Origin of the sequence: Aquiflexum sp. (genome assembly GCF_041751335.1) — a bacterium.
Lineage (GTDB): Bacteria > Bacteroidota > Bacteroidia > Cytophagales > Cyclobacteriaceae > Aquiflexum.
The window spans coordinates 19,045-37,833 of the sequence record NZ_JBGSXS010000184.1; the positions used below are offsets into that span (position 1 = coordinate 19,045).

The 18,789-nt window shown below is 37.5% G+C and carries 17 protein-coding genes; 11 read left to right on the forward strand and 6 right to left on the reverse strand.

The features are described from left to right. Positions 1 to 6: 6 nt before the first annotated feature. Genes ACEW8U_RS10185 through ACEW8U_RS10195 form a run of 3 tightly spaced genes read right to left on the reverse strand, consistent with a single transcriptional unit; the run spans position 7 to position 2,437 of the window. Positions 7 to 489, reverse strand: coding sequence for a hypothetical protein (locus tag ACEW8U_RS10185; protein WP_373521933.1), 483 nt, complete (start codon positions 487 to 489; stop codon positions 7 to 9). Between the two features lie 28 nt (positions 490 to 517). Then, complete coding sequence (locus ACEW8U_RS10190; protein ID WP_373521934.1) at positions 518 to 1,405, reverse strand: acetoacetate decarboxylase family protein; 888 nt, start codon at positions 1,403 to 1,405, stop codon at positions 518 to 520. A gap of 12 nt (positions 1,406 to 1,417) precedes the next feature. Continuing rightward, positions 1,418 to 2,437, reverse strand: coding sequence for an esterase (locus tag ACEW8U_RS10195; RefSeq protein ID WP_373521935.1), 1,020 nt, complete (start codon positions 2,435 to 2,437; stop codon positions 1,418 to 1,420). A gap of 476 nt (positions 2,438 to 2,913) precedes the next feature. Here ACEW8U_RS10195 and ACEW8U_RS10200 point away from each other — a divergent pair, with 476 nt between their 5' ends. The 6 genes from ACEW8U_RS10200 (at position 2,914) to ACEW8U_RS10225 (ending at position 10,076) form a co-directional block, all read left to right on the forward strand. Further along, complete coding sequence (locus ACEW8U_RS10200) at positions 2,914 to 3,417, forward strand: hypothetical protein (protein WP_373521936.1); 504 nt, start codon at positions 2,914 to 2,916, stop codon at positions 3,415 to 3,417. Positions 3,418 to 3,621: 204 nt separating this feature from the next. Then, positions 3,622 to 4,770 (forward strand): Gfo/Idh/MocA family protein, encoded by a 1,149-nt coding sequence (locus ACEW8U_RS10205; protein ID WP_373521937.1) that lies wholly within the window; start codon positions 3,622 to 3,624, stop codon positions 4,768 to 4,770. Positions 4,771 to 4,835: 65 nt separating this feature from the next. After that, positions 4,836 to 5,351: a DUF2911 domain-containing protein gene (locus ACEW8U_RS10210; protein ID WP_373521938.1), complete on the forward strand. Its 516-nt coding sequence runs from the start codon at positions 4,836 to 4,838 to the stop codon at positions 5,349 to 5,351. A gap of 82 nt (positions 5,352 to 5,433) precedes the next feature. Continuing rightward, positions 5,434 to 7,914, forward strand: a complete 2,481-nt coding sequence (gene hrpB / locus ACEW8U_RS10215; protein WP_373521939.1) for an ATP-dependent helicase HrpB — start codon at positions 5,434 to 5,436, stop codon at positions 7,912 to 7,914. Between the two features lie 369 nt (positions 7,915 to 8,283). Then, positions 8,284 to 9,273 (forward strand): NAD-dependent epimerase/dehydratase family protein, encoded by a 990-nt coding sequence (locus tag ACEW8U_RS10220; RefSeq protein ID WP_373521940.1) that lies wholly within the window; start codon positions 8,284 to 8,286, stop codon positions 9,271 to 9,273. Next, positions 9,270 to 10,076 (forward strand): SDR family NAD(P)-dependent oxidoreductase, encoded by an 807-nt coding sequence (locus ACEW8U_RS10225; protein ID WP_373521941.1) that lies wholly within the window; start codon positions 9,270 to 9,272, stop codon positions 10,074 to 10,076. The genes ACEW8U_RS10220 and ACEW8U_RS10225 overlap by 4 nt, the downstream gene beginning before the upstream one ends. A gap of 14 nt (positions 10,077 to 10,090) precedes the next feature. Here the strand turns inward: ACEW8U_RS10225 and ACEW8U_RS10230 are convergent, their stop codons facing one another. After that, positions 10,091 to 10,708 carry a hypothetical protein gene (locus ACEW8U_RS10230; RefSeq protein ID WP_373521942.1) on the reverse strand — a complete coding sequence of 206 codons (618 nt, stop codon included), beginning with the start codon at positions 10,706 to 10,708 and terminating at the stop codon, positions 10,091 to 10,093. 301 nt (positions 10,709 to 11,009) lie between these two features. On the opposite strand from ACEW8U_RS10230, the gene ACEW8U_RS10235 reads away from it, so the two are divergent. The 4 genes from ACEW8U_RS10235 (at position 11,010) to ACEW8U_RS10250 (ending at position 14,922) form a co-directional block, all read left to right on the forward strand. Continuing rightward, entirely contained in the window at positions 11,010 to 11,723 is a 714-nt protein-coding gene (locus tag ACEW8U_RS10235; RefSeq protein ID WP_373521943.1) for a hypothetical protein, read from the forward strand. A gap of 63 nt (positions 11,724 to 11,786) precedes the next feature. Next, on the forward strand, positions 11,787 to 12,401 hold the full coding sequence (locus ACEW8U_RS10240; RefSeq protein ID WP_373521944.1) for a hypothetical protein: 615 nt from the start codon (positions 11,787 to 11,789) through the stop codon (positions 12,399 to 12,401). Positions 12,402 to 12,536: 135 nt separating this feature from the next. Beyond that, positions 12,537 to 14,417, forward strand: a complete 1,881-nt coding sequence (locus ACEW8U_RS10245) for a CocE/NonD family hydrolase (protein ID WP_373521945.1) — start codon at positions 12,537 to 12,539, stop codon at positions 14,415 to 14,417. A 61-nt stretch (positions 14,418 to 14,478) separates the two neighbouring features. Next, positions 14,479 to 14,922 (forward strand): hypothetical protein, encoded by a 444-nt coding sequence (locus ACEW8U_RS10250; RefSeq protein WP_373521946.1) that lies wholly within the window; start codon positions 14,479 to 14,481, stop codon positions 14,920 to 14,922. Between the two features lie 378 nt (positions 14,923 to 15,300). Here ACEW8U_RS10250 and ACEW8U_RS10255 read toward each other — a convergent pair whose 3' ends face one another. Further along, entirely contained in the window at positions 15,301 to 15,894 is a 594-nt protein-coding gene (locus tag ACEW8U_RS10255) for a gluconate 2-dehydrogenase subunit 3 family protein (RefSeq protein ID WP_373521947.1), read from the reverse strand. Positions 15,895 to 15,898: 4 nt separating this feature from the next. Then, entirely contained in the window at positions 15,899 to 17,605 is a 1,707-nt protein-coding gene (locus ACEW8U_RS10260; protein WP_373521948.1) for a GMC oxidoreductase, read from the reverse strand. A gap of 345 nt (positions 17,606 to 17,950) precedes the next feature. Here ACEW8U_RS10260 and ACEW8U_RS10265 point away from each other — a divergent pair. Continuing rightward, the coding region (locus ACEW8U_RS10265; protein ID WP_373521949.1) for a DEAD/DEAH box helicase family protein at positions 17,951 to 18,789 on the forward strand (839 nt) is incomplete at its 3' end.

Genomic DNA, 18,789 nt, shown 5'->3' on the forward strand with positions numbered 1-18,789 from the left:
GCGATTTTATTTCTTTTTTGCTTTTGCGATGAAAAAATACATGGTTATACCCCACATGATGGTCAGAATGACCCACCTCAAATCATTGAGATACATCCATTCATTCAGCAATTCCTGAAGTGTGGCCTCGTCGCTAACACCATCTATAAAATGGTTGTTTATTCTTTCAATATAAGCCTGTTGAATAATAACCGGTGCCAATAATCCCGGAATCCAGGCAATTGGGACCCACATGAGGGAGGTTTTCCATTCACTGATCAACATGATGACCAAACAAACTGCCATGATAGGAATGGTAATAAAGAAGAATTTAGTGGCTAGTGTTGTTTGGGGAATGATCGCGTCATAGTAATTATCCAAGTTTAGCGTAGAAGGGTAATTTGGAAACCAGAAAAAATGCAAAGACCAAAACATCCCGAGATAAATGGATGCACAGAAAAATATATAGGCATTACTAAGGTCTACAACTGTTTGTTTTAGAGGATTCATAGTGGAGGTGAATTTAAAAGATGAAGGATTACTTGATTTTATATTTTTCATAATCAGTGATGGAAGGGTCTGGTAACCAATCCTCACTAAGACCAAGCTCAATGATACTTTCCAGTCCTTCGGGCATTTCCTTTGGTGGCTCATCATAAGTCATAAACCAACTTTCAAAATGATCATCCAAAATCCCCAACGTCTTGGGCATAAATACTGTGAAAAATGGATCGGGATTAATATCAATATCCCTTAGAAAAGAAACATTGGGATGATCACCTACGTAAAGGTCGGCTTTAGCTTTTCCAAATAAATTTACCCCGGCTTTGGTATCAAAATAGATATAAGAAGCCATTAGCATATTTCTAAACCTGCAATAATTAGTAGCACCGACTTTCAATCTTATGGAAGGACTTTTTGGTCTCTCAATTTCAATTCTGAACACAAACTGTCCATCTTTTTCATATTGGCTACTGACAGTTTTTTCAGAAATCTTAAAATCCAGATTTGCTAAGTGCTTAGGCATACCCCAAATTCCTTTGCCACCCTTTACAGATACTTCTGAGCTTACAGGCAAATCGAGGATATATTGACCTGTTCCATATTTTTTGAGCATCATGGAGTTCAGAATTCGAGGGGCAGGTTTGGGACCTTTTGTACAACCTATAGCAATGCTATATTCTATGTATTTGCCGATGCTAGTGTCTACATAGTCAATAACGGTTATCAAAAGTGCCGCTCTTCCATTTGGCAACTTCATGGCATGGATTTCATTTCCAGGCAGCAAAGCGTTGGCTTTTTCCCAGTCACAGGTAAAGCCTGCCATTATCGCAGGGGAATTACGCGCACTGACGGGCATTTGGTAGGGTATTCCGTCTACAAGGGCGTATCTACCCTCATATTGTTTGATCCTTTTAGGAGGCATAGTTTGTTCATTTTAGGACTTGTTTAGTTCATCAACCATAAGCGGAAATACATCTATATGAGAATTTTTGCCAAAAAAAACATCTAAATGGCTATACTCCTCCAATAGATACAACCGATGGACGCCAGGGTCCATCCTCTCTAAGTATTCGAAAGTATTTTTTTGACTGTCAGGGAGAAAACAAAGGTTTTTTACCCCACTGAACAGAACTATTCTAGCATTGGGTTTAAAATTATCAGGCGCATACGTTTGGTCGGTACTTTTATCTTTTGGAACCAGTACACCAGTATTGATACAGGACCTGATATGCCTGAAAAAGGATAAAGGAACATCTGCAAATTCATATTGAATCCACTCTTTAGTTTTCTCGTTCAGGTTTTTCAATAGCCATAGCGCAGGAAATCCAGAACCGTATGTGAAGCTTACGAACTTCCCCACTAAAGTATCTTTTTCTGGATGGGTCACTTTGACCAGTTTTCTGAGCATTTTGGTTTTGAAATCAGGTGCTTCCAAACCCCATTGTGGATTGATGAAGTCAAACATAGTGTTGACAATGGGTACCAAAAACTTTAACTTAAAGATTGACCATTTGGGTACAACTGGATGAAGGGAAACTGCATTGCTTATGATGGTCGTCACTTGAGGAACCAATCCCAAAGAAACAGAAATCATAAAACTTGTACTGCCCTGACAATGTATAATGGCTTTGAATTCATTATGTCCGGTCAATTCTACGATCTTTTGAACTGCAGCAGGATGGTCATTTCTGGCAACAATATCCAAATCCCATTCATTTGGTTCCAAATCTATACTTGCTCTCCAGTTTTCAAGCCAAACATCATATCCGTCTTCGTATAAGGCTTGAATGATATTTTTTTCCGTGGGAGCATTGAATATGTTTGCCCGAACCCCGGCTCCATGCACCAATAATACCGGCCCTTTGACTGTAGGTTTTTCAGACTTGAAATGCCAAAGATTCAATGGAAAACCATCAAGAGCTTTAAATTCTATAATATCAAATTTATCCATCATATAATTTTAAAAATAAACTTTAAATTAATATAAAAAATTGTGAAAACATTAAATGCAATTATATTTTACAAATGAAGTCCGAAAAAATTCTAGATGCCATCTCATAAAAAAAAATATCTAAAAATATGAGACTAAATCAGAGGAGATTTTTTATCAAAATATCCGTGCATTGAATTTTTCGGTCCAGTATATAAAAGAGAAACAGTTCTTACTATTTTTCATTGAAATAAAGGAATTGGAATGACCTGTTTCAAGTAATTTCTTAAATGCAAGAGACATGAAACCTTTGAAAATTACCTAAGAAAGTAATTTGAATACTTTTTTGAAGACAGTAAAAAATATTTCATATATTATATTTTGTAGTATAAGTTTTTTTTAGTAATAAATTTTGAAATACTATTATTTATACCTTATTTTCATACAGTTATTCACCCAAAAATATTGAATTTTAGTCACCCTCTAATCTCAATAATAGCATGAAAAATTTAATCACGAGGATATTTACATTAGCAGTAATTGTTTTTGTTTTATTCCAAATTCAAAATTTAACCGCTCAGACTCTAGCCCCTTTTCCAGCAAAATATTCTTTTGTGAATGTATCTGAAATCGGGGAGTTAAAGAATAGTTATAATAGTGTTCAAGAAGTAATTATTCCTTCATTAGGTACTGAATATGCTTCGTCACATTTTCTTCCTATTCCTTTTGAGGGTTTATTACATTCATTTGAAAAGATAGGCTTTGGTAAGAATCATTTGGTGATGATCAGTATCTTTCTTTCGGCATTTTTCCTGGTAATTTCTCATAAGAATAAATTTGAAACTGAAATCTATGAGTTTTATCACAGAACTCCATCAGGAGAAGTGTTATTTGAAAATGTTGAAGTGGCCAAAACCCATGAATTTAAAAGTTTTATAGCTTTAAGTATGAAAATTATGGGAATGATAACAGGACTTATTGCAATTTTTTTAATCGTGTATTAGATTGATTTCAATAAAGATTTGAAAGACTTGATAAAGTCTTTATAAAAAACCAATTTTTTAATCATAATTGGTGGAAGGGCCTACTGTAGCAATACAGTGGCCTTTTTTCATTTTAATCCTTTCAAAAGCCATTTTTGGTATGGGTATTTTTTATATTAGGGATCTTGATTCTATCTTTAAATAATATTTCAAACCAAAAAACAAATGAACCGAAAAATCAATGTAGCCATAGTAGGAACAGGCTTTATAGGTCCTGCACACCTTGAAGCATTAAGAAGGCTTCCAAATATTGAGGTGACTGCCTTGTGTGAGGTGAACATCGATCTGGCCAGAGAAAAGGCTGAACTTTTAGGAATCCCAAATGCCTACACTTTTGAGGAGATGCTTCAGCAAAATGACATTGACATAGTACATATCTGTACTCCTAATTTTCTACACTTTCCGCAATCAAAAGCAGTTTTGTTAGCTGGAAAACATGTGCTTTGTGAAAAACCTTTAGCAACAAAAATTGAAGAGGCCGAAGAACTTGTCTCGCTTGCCAAAGAAAAAGGTTTGGTCAATGCTGTTCACTTTAATCTTCGATATTATCCCATGGTTCGTCAAATGAAAACCATGAGAGAGGCTGGCGAATTGGGAGATGTTTACAGTATTATGGGCTCATACCTTCAAGATTGGCTTTATCTCAATACAGATTATAATTGGAGATTAGAACCCGATAAGTCCGGAGATTCCAGAGCAATAGCGGATATAGGCTCCCACTTATTGGATTTGACTGAATATGTCACAGGATTGAGAGTAACCGAAGTGATGGCAGATTTCTCTACCGTTCACAAAACAAGATTGAAGCCTTTAAAACCAATAGAAACCTATTCAGGTAAAATGCTACAGGAATCAGATTACGCCGAGGTGCCCATCAATACCGAAGATCATGCTACCGTGATGTTACGTTTTGATAACGGCAACAAAGGTTCTGTTACAGTTAGTCAAGTCAATGCAGGCCGTAAAAACCGTTTAAACATTGAAATTGCTGGTTCTAAGGCGAATTTTGAATGGTGTTCTGAAAGACCTAATGAAATGTGGATCGGAAAAAGAGAAACGGCCAATCAACAACTTATGAAAGACCCTTCACTTTTTTCCAGAGAAGCAGCAGGTTTAATCAGCTTTCCTGGTGGACACAACGAGGGTTTTCCGGATACTTCCAAGCAAATGTTCAAAGAAGTATATGAAGCAGTAAGAGGAGGCAAACAACCAACTAAACCAACGTACCCAACTTTTGAGGATGGATTAAGAGAGTTGATCATCTGTGAAAGGATCATCGAAAGCCACAGAAAACAAGCTTGGGTGAAAATTTAATATTTTATGGGACAACTAATCCAATTATTTTGAGTTAATCAACTTAAACAATAAAACAATTTACCATGAAAAAAACAATTTTTGCAAAGTTTAGTATCTTGACCATGACCTTTGCTTTGATAGCTGCCCTGGCTATTGCACAAGATGAAAAACCAAGTCCTGCCCGAACAGCCGAAGGAACCATCAACGGTGCCAAAATCACCATCAATTACAGTAGCCCCGCAGTAAAGGGCCGTGTAATTTGGGGAGATTTAGTGCCGGTTGGACAGGTATGGAGAGCAGGTGCCAATGATGCCACCACTTTTGAAACTTCAAAGGACATCAAAGTGCAGGGGCAAACCCTGCCAGCGGGTAAATATTCTATCTTTGTTATCCCAAATGAAGGTGAATCCACTTTGATTTTCAATAAAGTTGCCAAACAATGGGGTGCTTACTCCTATGACGAAAGTCAGGATGCCTTGAGAGTTAATATTCCATCCAACTTTGGTGACAAAATGGAGGAAAGATTGGTATATGAAGTGAAAAATGACCGTGTAGAAATGAGATGGGAATATTATAAAAGTTTTGCAAAAATTGAATAATCTATCATTTGAATAAATTCTGGCCACTGATTCTTATGAATTTCAAAAGAATCAGTGGTTTTTTAATTTAATTCCACCGAACTTGAATTTCGATCCATATTCCGTAAATCTTCCTATTCTTGACATCATCAGTGATGTCAAGAAAAAACTGAATGAATTCAACACGCTCATTGTAAATGCACCTCCCGGAGCTGGTAAAAGCACACTTTTGCCATTAACATTATTTGAAGAGCCATTTTTGAAGGGTAAAAAAATTCTGATGCTTGAGCCAAGGAGACTGGCAGCAAAAACAATTGCTTGGCGGATGGCTGACCTTTTGGGTGAAAAAGTCGGTGAAAGTATCGGTTATCGAATCAGGTTTGAAAGCCAGATTTCTGAAAAGACCAAACTTGAGGTACTGACTGAAGGAATCCTAACAAGAATGCTACTCAATGACAATGCTTTGGAAGAAGTTGGCCTTGTTATTTTTGATGAATTCCATGAGAGAAATATACATGCAGATGTGGCCATGGCCCTATGTAGGGAAGTCCAGCAAGTCCTAAGACCTGACCTCCGTATTTTGGTAATGTCGGCTACATTGGATATGCCCCAGCTTCAATCATTATTGAAAGCGCCTTCTTTAAAAAGTGATGGAAAAATGTTTCCTGTTGATTTTCAATATTCAGGAGATTTTGATCCTTTTCTGATGCCCGAAATGGTGTCTAATACAGTTATAAATGCTTCAAAAAAACATGTAGGAGATATTTTAGTCTTCCTTCCCGGTCAAGGAGAAATTAAAAAGACTGAAGCCATTTTAAGGAAAAATTTACCGGAATTTGCCATTCATCCATTATACGGTCAACTGAATCCTCAAGCGCAACATCAGGCCATTTTTCCTAATAAAAAAGGTAAAAGAAAAGTTGTCTTGGCTACATCTATAGCTGAAACAAGCCTTACCATCGAAGGTGTCTCAATAGTGGTTGATTCTGGATTTGGAAGGACATCCAAATTCAATCCCCGAACGGGTTTGTCAAGATTGGAAACTATCCGCATTTCAAAAGATGCTGCAGATCAACGCGCAGGAAGAGCCGGAAGATTGGGACCCGGATATTGTTACCGAATGTGGTCTTCCTTCACCCAATCTCAAATGCAGGAATTCAGGACTCCGGAAATATTGGAAGCTGATTTGACTTTTTTGGTTTTGGATATGGCAAAATGGGGTATTGAAAATATTCAGGAACTTACTTGGCTGACTCCTCCTCCACTGGGAACTCTATCCCAAGCAACCGAACTGCTACATGAAATAAATGTATTGGATCAGGGAAAGATTACAGCCCATGGGAAAAAGGTACATCAGATTCCTGCCCATCCCAGGATTGCCCACATGTTGATCATCGCCGAAGAATTAGGAAAAACTGCCTTGGCCACGGACATTGCTGCATTGTTGGAGGAAAGAGATCCATTGGATTCCGAAATGGGTGTTGATATCAATTTGAGAGTTGAAGGATTAAGGAGAGCAAGAAAAGAAAATCTTTCCATCAAAGGATTTGATAAAATAGAAAAAGTAGGTAAGCAGTACCGCAAAATGCTGAAGGTTAATGAAGAAAACACTCCTGTGGATTCTTTTGAAACTGGGCTTTTGATAGCTTATACCTATCCTGAGCGAATAGCAAGTGCAAGACCAGGAAACAACGCCCAATTTCAAATGGCCAATGGCAAAATAGCCATGATGGGTCATAGAGATGACCTTGCTAACGAATCATGGATAGCCATATCGCATGTAGATGCGAGGGATGGGTTGGGAAAGATATTCATGGCATCACCTTTGGACCCAAAAGATCTTCTACCTATGATCAAAGAGAAGAAAGTGGTCAAATGGGACAAAAAAGATGGGGAATTGAAAGCAGTGAAAAACATCTGTATTGGATCAATTGTACTCAAATCCATTCCATTAAAAGATATTTCTTTGGAGGAAAAAAGAGAAGCTGTCATATTGGGTATTAAAGAAGATCACGGTTTATTGGATTTCAATCAGGATGTTGTACAGCTCATGAATAGAGTTGTTTCTTTAAAGATCTGGAATCAAGATGAAAATTGGCCTGATTTCAGAAAGGAATCATTGATCAAAAATGTAGGTCATTGGCTTTCCCCCTATCTCGATGAAGTCAAAAGAGAAGAAGACTTATGGAAGCTTGACCTTAATGACATACTTTTTCACAATTTGGATTTTGAATTGCAACAGAAAGTCATTGATCTTGCTCCTCAAAAAATACCAGTGCCAAGCGGTAGTATGGTAACTTTGGAATATCGAAATGATGGAGAAACCCCCATACTGGCTGTAAGACTTCAGGAAGTTTTTGGTTGGCTTGAAACGCCAAAAATCAACAAAAACCGTATTCCCCTATTGCTACATCTACTGTCTCCTGGTTATAAGCCCGTTCAGGTCACTTCTGATTTAAAAAGCTTCTGGAGCAATACTTATTTTGATGTAAAAAAAGATTTGAAACGAAGATATCCAAAACATTTCTGGCCTCAAGATCCACTGAATGCCGAAGCAGTAAAAGGAGTCAGAAGAAAAAATTAATTTTTTTTACATGTTTTGACCTTGATTAGAAATCGTGGATTGATATCTTAAAATTTTGTTTTTAGAGGTTAAAAAACTCATTTCCAAAAGACATATTTTATTTCAGAAGAAATATTAGAGTAAAACTAATTCTCTAATTTTTAAATCGTAATATGTACTAATGAGGAATAAAATATTATTGAAAAGTACAAATAAAGAATTAAGAGGTACCCGGTTTTTGGCACATCTTGCATAAATCTGCCATCAAACTCACAATTAAGGTTAATTTCATTCATAAAAGGATTAAAACCTGTTATATTGATTTTTGGATTATTAGAGAATACTTTAATTTAGTTGAGTCTTATATTTTTCTAAACAATTTAACAATTCATGAAAACATTTATTACGGGTGGATCTGGCTATTTGGGACAAAGATTGGCATGGAGACTGGCAGAATCCGGTGAATATGTTCATGTTTTGATCCGAAATAAAAACGCTGCGGTTCATCTGGAACATCCCAACATCAAGATTTTTTATGGAGATATCTTAAAAATAAAAAGTATCAAAGAGGCTTTGGGAGACTGTCAATATATTTTTCATGTTGCCGCCTTGGCAAGAGTATGGTCTAAAAACCCTGAGGATTTCTATACTGTAAATGTGGAAGGGACAAAAAACTTGATTCAAGTTGCTAAAGAAACTAAGATTCAAAAATTTATTCTTACAAGCAGTACAGGAACAATTGGTCCATCTTTGAAAAAACCAAATGATGAAAATACACCTAGATGGTCGAGTTTCAACAATGATTATGAAATTTCCAAATATCTGGCGGAGAAGGAATTACTCAAAGCAGTATTAGATGGATTCCCAGGTTTGATTGTGAGTCCTTCCCGAATTTTCGGACCTGGCTTAGATTCCCCAAGTTCAGGAATCAATCGATTAATTGCAGGATATCTCAAAAACAAAGTAGCTATCATGCCTACCACTCACCATGCTTTGGGTAATTATGGGTTTATTGATGATATCGTAGAAGGCCATATCAAAGCTCGGGAGAAAGGTGAAATCGGTCAGAAATATATTTTGGGTGGCGAGAATAAATCCCTTGGAGAGCTTTTTCAAACTATTAAAAATCTTTCCCCACAGCGAGGTCTTATGCTTAAATTCCCTGTTTGGCCCTTAAAATACTGGTCATGGTTGGAATTGTATATGGGGAATAATTTTGGTAGATCACCTAAAATCACTCCTGATTTTGTAAAGAGAATTAATGAAGACGCTGTCTTCAGTTCCGGAAAGGCTATTAAAGATCTGGGATATAAAATCACACCATTCGAGGAGGCCATTCAAACAACTATTCAATTTTTGATCAACAAAAGAGCATCATGAAACATTTTGCATTGATTACGGGAGCGAGTGAAGGACTTGGAAAATCCTTGGCTTTAGAATGTGCCAATAAAGGCATGGATATATTATTGGTCTCTTTGCCTTCCACAGGTCTTCCTGAGTTGAAATTATTACTGGATCAAAATTTTGAGGTTTTTGTCGATTATTTGGAAATAGATCTCACTGACGATGAAAGTTGTCACTACTTGATAGAATATGTGAAGTCGAAGGAATATCCCATTTCTTTTCTGATCAATAACGCTGGTGTCGGTGGAAATTACCAATTTGGTAATCAGGATTTCGCTGTATTCAATAGGATGATTCAACTGAACATCAAGGCATTGACCATGATTACTCACGGGATGATAAATGTTTTGGCAAAGAACTCACAATCTTTTATCCTGAATGTAAGCAGTATGATTATCCACTTTGAAGGCCCATACAAACAGGTTTATGGAGCAACAAAATCTTTTATATTTTATTTTTCAAAAAGTCTTTCCATTGAACTGAAGGACAAAAATATTCAAGTTACTGTTTTATGCCCAGGTGGTATCAATTCCAACATAAAAATGGCAAGAATCAACAATCAGTGTAATCTACTTCAGCAAATATCAGTTTTATATCCGGAGGAAGTAGCTGCTTATTCTATAGAAAAGACTATGAAGGGAAAAAATGTTATTATTCCAGGCAAAATTGTGAACTTATATTTTATTTTTTCTAAACTTTTACCAAACCAATTTCGGAACTGGTTGATAAAAACAAACAACACTAAGCTGATAAAGTCACAACAGGCTTTAAGCCAATAGGCTTTGTTGGAGTATTAAAGATTATCCAAATAATCCAAAAGGTTAAGAAAACAAGCTACTGTAAAAGGCGTCACCTGCATTTCTTCCATCTTGGCAAGGTAAGTATCCCTTACTTCCTTGTATTCTGAAGGATTATATAATTTGGCAAGCGTAATACCTCTAGAAGATCTATAAGTAAAATTCTGTGTCAGAATATTTTTATCTGGATCCTCGTTAAAAAATCTTTCTAGCTTTTTACCTTTTGAGAAATTATCCATCCAAGGAAACCCTAATTTGACCATAAAGTCCTCTACTTTTTGGATGACAGGATTGATCTCAAGGTCATTTTCCAAAAAGTATCTTCTAGGCATGGCTGAGTCTATGGTATCCATAGTTTCTACCAAAGTGATACTTCTATCTTTATAGTCTCCCAATGTCGGTAAAAACTTGTGAATGATGGATTCAACTTGATCAAACCTTACCCCTAAATGGTATTCAAAATAAGTCGAGTCATTAAAATGGGTATGGTGAAAGAATATTATTTGTTTACCTTGACCGAAGGGTTTAGAATATAGCAGTTTTTTGGGTTCTAATTGGAATCCAAAATCAGTTAAAAAATTCTCATGGAGCAATATCATTTCTTTGATTTTCATGCACTATTCCAATTTATGTTTTAAAATAACGAGTAGATTTTTAATTTATTTTAAACTTTTCAATAATTTTTATCTTTTTTATATTATTCTTTTCAATCTGCCTACTTTCCTATTCATAAAATCTAAATAGTGTAATCACTAAGTTGATTTATCTTGTAATTTTTTTGTTTGCTTTTTGAAATTTTTATGTGGAAATTTTTTAGAGGAATAATAAATAAAGCGTAAAATTATTCATGGGTATTTTTATGTATGTAAATTACAAAAATTAAGCCATTTTTGACAAATTATTTAAAAAAAAATTATGGTTTGGAGAAAATTGAATTTTGATCAATTGAAAAATCTGCTTGATTTCTGTGAGAAAAATCAATTTACTACAATTCATAATGCTGAAAAAAAGACAATAACCTTCTATGATTCAGAATATAATAAAATTTTAATTGTAAGGTTATCCATCGATGTTAAATACTTACCTGAGGAAAATAGCTTGGTAAAGTTACGTTTTATCAACTATATCATTTTATTGATCAAGTCAGGAATTGCTTCTGTGGCATTATTTGAAAACACGGAACTGGTGGATCATAAAGTTTTTCGTGCATATATGGTCAGAAAAAAGCAAGGTAAAAGTCAAATCAAATACCTTAAAACAAAAGGAAAATCTAGGGCTGGCTCCCGGGTTAGGCTACAGGAAACTTTGGACTTTTTTGAAGAGATCAATTTGAGGCTTATCTCCTATTTTGATGAATATAGGATTGATTTGATTGCTCTAAACAGTTCAAAAATATTATTGCCCTATTTATTTGAGAGTAAATCCGAAACTCCTTTTGGAAAAAAGGATATAAGACTTTACAAGATTCCCAAACATATTGCAACAGCTACCCACGAAAACTTATTAGATGTCAATGCACAATTGTTTTCAAACGCTATATTTGTTCCGGAAATTAGTGGAGACATATTTGAAAATATCGTTTCAATTCAGGAAAAAACATCCGATCAAAGCCAAGAAGAGGATTGGTAATCCTATAAAAACTCAATTTGGAACAATTTTTGGTAATATGGACTTTCATTTGTTTCCAATTACATGATGAATAAAAAATACACCCTAATTTTCCTCCTTTTTCTCGTTTTCTCTTCCTTCAAGGTTGAAGCTCAAAGATATGGTTCGGCAGCTGGTGTCAGAATGGGAAGCAACGACTTCAGTAGAACTTTTGGACTTTCTGCACAACAACGTGTTTTTAAGCATATTACACTCGAAGGAATTTTACAGTCTGATTTTAATAAAAATACCACAGCCCATTTGTTGGTTGAAGTTCACAGGCCGATTATTTCCAAAAGATTCAACTATTATTATGGAGCTGGAGTGTCCACAGGTTGGGAAGAAAGTTTTGTGAAGGATAAAGAGACCAAACAAATCCTCCATACCTATGGAAATTCTACATCAGGTGTCGATATCATTGCCGGCGTAGAACTCACAATTGCCAACACGGTCATCTCTTTGGACTATAAGCCGAATTTTAATCTTTCAGGCAGAGAGGAATTTGTCAGAGGTCAAGTGGGAATTTCAGCAAGAATGGTTTTGGTCAAAAGCAAAGAGCAGGATAAGAAACGTAGGAAAAAGGCAAGAGCCAAAAAAAGGCAAAAGAGAGAACCTATCGGTCAAAAATTCAAAAATACTTTCAACTCTAATTCGAAATAGAATAAAAATATTTTTTTCACAAATGGAAATTGTCAAAGCTTAATTTCAGATAGCACTTTTTATCCATACGAATAAAATTTTCAAGCTTTTTAGAAGAATAATAACTAAACTAGGGTTCAATAAATTTTACCCTAAATGAAATCATTCAAAATCATAACATTCCTGCTGCTCCTGACCATCTCCGATCATTCTTGGGCTCAGGAAAAAAATATCCTTGAACAACTTCAGGAAATAGCCATTGTCGATCAAAAGGTAATGATGCCCATGAGAGATGGGGTCAGATTGGCTACAGATATTTACCGGCCAAAAACCAATAATCCGGTACCCATCATTTTTTCAAGAACTCCTTATAACTTCAATTCATATCGTGATGGAGAATTGGTGACAAGGACCATGCAAAGTGCCTTGGAAGCCGTCCAGAAAGGATATGCCTATGTGGTACAAAATGAGCGAGGAAGGTTTTTCTCCGAAGGGGAATGGGACATTCTTGGAACGCCACTCACAGACGGATATGATGCCTTTACTTGGATGGCCGATCAAAAATGGAGCAATGGGAAGATCGGTACCATAGGTTGCTCATCAACTGCAGAATGGCAAATGGCCGTTGCCTCTCTCAACCATCCGGCGCATGCTGCTATGGTTCCCCAAGGGTTTGGTGCGGGAGTTGGTAGAATTGGTGATTTTTATGAACAAGGAAACTGGTACAGAGGTGGTGCCGGACAGATGCTTTTTACGGCATGGCTTTATGGTACCCAACATGACCCCATGGCACCAAAACTTCCTGAGGGAATCTCACAGGAAGATTTATTGAGATTACAGAAGTTTTATGATATGGCTCCAAGATATCCAAGGGTTGATTGGAAGGAGGCCTTAAGCCATTTGCCAGTTCAGGATATTATCCGAAATGTTGATGGCCCAAAAGGAATCTATGAAGAAATGATCACCCGCAAGCCAAATGATCCAAAATGGTATGAAGGCGGGCTTTTTCATGATGATATGGAGTTTGAAAAACCTGCCTTTTGGTTTGTGTCTTGGTATGATGTGGCTTCCAGTCCCAATTTGGCGATGTACAATCATATCAGGGAAAATGCCAAAGATCCCAAAATCAGGGACAATCAGTATTTGGTCATCGCACCTACCCTACACTGTTCATTTACCCGAGCTACTGAAAACACCATTGTCGGTGAAAGAAGTATGGGAGATGCAAGATTGCCATACAATGACATGACTTATGCTTGGTTTGACTATTGGTTAAAAGGTGAGGCAAACAAGGTTACAGAAGAAATGCACAAGGTCACCTATTTCACCATGGGTGCCAATAAATGGCAATATTCAGATACTTGGCCTCCAAAGGAAGCCCAAATGGTCACCTATTTTCTGGACAGTAAAGGCAATGCCAATTCCAGATTGGGAGATGGCAAATTGTCCACCTCAAGACCAAGCAAAGACAACCCTGACACTTTTCAATACGATCCAATGGACCCCTTGACTTCTTATGGAGGTAATGTTTGCTGCACAGGCAACGCTGTACAGGGCGGTTCATTTGACCAACAGGAGATCGAATTGAGAAAGGATATTCTAGTTTATACTTCAGAAGCATTACCTGAAGGGATTGAAATCAGTGGATTTATTGAGTCCAAGCTATATCTTTCTTCTGATGTCAAAGACACCGACCTTACCATCAAACTCATCGATGTCTATCCTGATGGAACAGCCTATAATTTGGATGAAACCATCCAAAGGGTAAGGTACAGGGAAGGATATGAAAAAGAAGTATTTATGGAAAATGGAAAAGTCTATGAAGTCAATATGACCCCCATGTCAACTTCCAATTACTTCGAAAAAGGCCATAAAATCAGAATTGAAGTTTCTTCATCCAACTTCCCCCGATTTGATAGAAACCTAAACACAGGTGGAAACAACTATGATGAAGCCGAAGGTGTAGTTGCAACCAATGCTATCCACCATTCGAGAAAGTATCCTAGTAGTGTTAGTTTGCCTGTAGTTAAAAAGTGAGTTTATTCCAAGTCATCCCATGACGCGAAGTCATGGCATGACTAAGCATAATTGATCTTCCATGAACAACCAACATCTATTCTGGGCAGGAATCTTGACTGCCTTGATTTCCATTACGCATATTGGAATTGTGATTGGAGGACCTGAATGGTATAGGTTCTTTGGGGCAGGAGAACGAATGGCCCAGCAGGCGGAAGCAGGCTTGGCATTACCTGTTATGATCACATTAACGATAGCATTGATTTTAGGGATTTGGGCGATTTATGCATTTTCAGGAGCAGGCTTGATAAGTAGATTACCTTTATTGAAACCTGTTTTGATCCTTATAACTTCTGTATTTTTGCTGAGAGGTATATTAGGAATACCTATGGTAATGCTCGTGGACCACCCTTATTTAAATGAATTGAGGGATAAAATAGTTTTTATGGTTGTGAGTTCCCTGATATGTTTAGGCTTTGGAATCCTGTATGCCAAAGGGACTATGAAGTTGATTTTTCGACAATGAAATAAGCCTTTTATTTAACTTTGAATAGAAATATGGTAGTACAAAACAAATGTCGCGGCCCACTCCGGAACCGGCAGTCATAAAAGCACTACAACTCACCCAAAATCATTGTTTTTGCGAAAATAGTCCTGTGAAAACAACGCGATCTTCGACTTAAATCGACTTTTGGTAAACAGGATTATGGCTTTAAGAACCCATACTAATTTTCCATTGGCAGGTTTTTTTAAACCTACTGACTTTCCTCAAGAGATTCATCACTTCGCTGAAGGTTTTCTGGTAAATTTGGAACTTATCAAAGCTCGTTCTGAATGACGGTCGCGTTTAACTTCTGGTTCCTTTTCTTCCGTCTTCCATCTTCGGTCTTCTGGCCTATAATCCCTACAAACTCCAAGTATTCCCCACCTCAGAAAGTGGTATACACCCTCGGTATTCTCCCGGAATAGGATCGTAATTCAGGTGATTCTTGCCAATCTCTTCAGAGGAGAAATATCCCCAAAGGGCCATGGATTTCATGGAACGGTAGAATCCAACAGGCTTTTGTTCTCCAACAGCCGTTCCCCAAACTTTTGGATTATATTTGGCGGTATCTGCTTCCGCTTTTTTGAGCACTGCTTTTTTATCCTCCTCACTCAGCTCAGCAAAGACTTTCCCAAAACTAGCTTTGGTCTCCGCATTGAATTTATCAATTTCAGAAGCCATATTTTGCTGGGCTTTGGCATCATATGTTTTGGCAACTATCAAATCCAGAAATATATCTGTCTTGACATCCAATGCCCCGGGTGTATCCGTCCTTGGCAGGATGGTATCTACAAATGCAGAAACAAACCTTGCCTGATCTTCATTGAAAAAAAGTGGCTCCCATTCCAATCTGTTCTGTTGCTTACAGGATTGAAGTAAAGTAAACAAAGAGGGTGCAGCCATGGCAGATCCTGCCATCAAAGCTGTTTTTCGTAATGCGTTTCTCCTGTTCATATAATTAAATGTTATTTTTCTTTAATTCGGAGACTGCATGATTTGCTGCCCTTGCGGTAAGTGCCATATAGGTAAGGGATGGATTGACACAGGATGAAGAAGTCATACAGGCGCCATCTGTTACAAATACGTTTTTACAGGAATGAACCTGATTGGTGGCATTCAGAACCGAAGTTTTGGGATCTCTACCCATTCTTGCCGTTCCCATTTCATGGATACCATATCCTGGTTCATGTTCATTGTCAAAGTCTACGATATCTTTCAATCCTGCTCGCTCCAACATATCCCTGGCATCGATTCGGATCTGTCTGTTCATGGCTTTTTCATTTTCCTTGAATTCACAATCTATCGCCAAAGTTGGTTGCCCCCATTTATCCAAGTTGTTTTTGTCCAAATAAACATGGTTTTCGTGGTAAGGCAGACATTCTGCAAAGCCTGTGATAAAGAATTCCCAAGGTCCCGGCTTCATCAGGCCATCTTTGAAATCCCCACCAAAATTGTCTAAATTGGAACCTGCGCCCCAACCTGCACGGCCACCTGAACCTTGATATCCAAATCCTCTCAGGAACTTATCGGTTTTGGTCTTTTCATCCAAATTGACATAGCGTGGTATATAAATGCCATTTGGCCTTCTTCCCTTGTAATATTCATCTTCAAAACCATCCACAATTCCCATGGCCCCTACCCTATAAGTATGGTCCATCAGGTTATGTCCCAATTCACCGCTGTCATTGCCCAAGCCAATTGGAAAACGGTCTGAAGTAGAATTCAGCAATATTTGAGTTGTACTCAGTGTAGAGGCATTACAGAAAATGATTTTAGCATAGTATTCGACAACCTCACTGGTTTCTGCATCAATGATGCGCACACCTGTGGCTTTTCCTTTTTGCTCATCATAAATGACAGATTGTACTATCGAGTAAGGTCGGATGGTCAGATTACCGGTGGCATTCGCAGCAGGTAATGTTACCGCGTTGCTGCTAAAATATGCGCCATAAGGACAACCTCGGCTGCATCGGTTTCTGTACTGGCAAACTCCCCTCCCATTCAATGGCTCGGTCAGGTGCGCTACCCTACCGATGATCATATGTCTTCCCTCAAACTCTTTCTCTACGCGGCTTTTGACATGTTTTTCCACACAATTCAATTCCATGGCTGGTAAAAAATGACTGTCCGGCAAATGGGGCAATCCCATTGCTTCACCGCTGATACCTGCATATTTTTCTACATGGGTGTACCAAGGTGCAAGGTCATTGTATCTGATCGGCCAATCCACACCATAACCATCTTTGGCATTGGCTTCAAAATCCAAGTCAGAAAAGCGGTAACATTGTTTTCCCCACAATATGGACCTACCACCCATTTGATGGGCACGAACCCACATAAAGGGCTTCACTTCCGTATAGGGGTTTTCCTGGTCATTGGCATGAAAATGCTCCGTATCCATTCCGATAAAACCGGAACGCATACCTACCTTGTGCTTTTCTTTTAATTCAGGAGTCAATGAACCCCTCAACTCACTATCCCAAGGGTCATCCATCATGGTGGGGTAATCTTTGACATGTTCTACCAACCTGCCCCGTTCCAACACCAAGGTTTTCATACCTTTCTCACATAGTTCTTTGGCTGCCCAGCCACCGCTGATACCTGAACCGACTACAATGGCATCATAAGTCATGTCCTTTTTTGCATCAATATTAAAATTGGCCATATAATTAAATTGTGTTTGTAGATTTTAATTTATAGAAATATGCTACATGAAATAAGCTGAAGATATTTCTAAGGTGAATTAGAATCTGAAATTTAACGCTATTCTTTTTTAATTCAAGGAATTTTAAATAAATGGGGGAATGATGGGATTTGCATCGCATTTTTTATTCGTGCAATCAAAATTGGTTATTGCTTTTTTGGGACGGTTTATTACTCCAAATGATCAAAAAGGAACGGATTTAAGGAAAAAAACCCTTCACAATGTATGGTATCTAACATTTTAATTAAAGATATTGTAAGAAAATTTTTAAATATATATGCGAGCTCAGTGGCTTAAATAAAAAATATGAATAAAAAAGACCTTTCAGAAAGGGACATATGTACCAAATTTATAACTCCTGCTATTGAAAAAGCAGGCTGGGACAGACTGACCCAACTCTTAGAGGAAGTGTCTTTTACTGATGGGAAAATATATGTTCGTGGAAAATTAACAGCTAGAGGTGTAAGAAAAAGAGCCGACTACATTCTGTACTACAAACCGAATATTCCAATCGCGATTGTTGAAGCGAAAGACAATAAACATTCAGTTCAAGCTGGAATACAACAAGTGCTGGACTATGCTAGAATACTTGACATCCCTTGTGTATTCAGTAGTAACGGTGACGGTTTTGTGAACCATGACCGAACAGCTACTGATGGGCATATCGAAAAAGAATTAGATAATGATAACTTCCCAACTCCCGAACAACTTTGGCAGAAATACAAAAAATACAAGGGCATCGAATCCCCTGAGGCTGAAAAGATAGTAGCACAAGATTATTATTTTGACGGTAGCGGAAGAAGTCCAATATACTACCAACAAATTGCCGTAAACCGAACCGTTGAAGCGATTGCCAAAGGACAGGATATAATTCTTCTTGTCATGGCAACCGGAACCGGTAAAACCTACACGGCTTTCCAAATTATCCACAGACTTTGGAAAAGCGGAAAGAAAAAGAGAATCCTGTTTCTAGCTGATCGAAATGCTTTGATTGACAAAACGCGCAGGGGCGATTTCAAACACTTCAAGGATAAAATGAAGGTAGTAAAACACCGCATGATAGACAAAAGCTATGAAGTGTATTTGGCACTCTATCAGGGATTGGCTGGATCTGACGAACAGGCAAATGCCTACAAACAATTTTC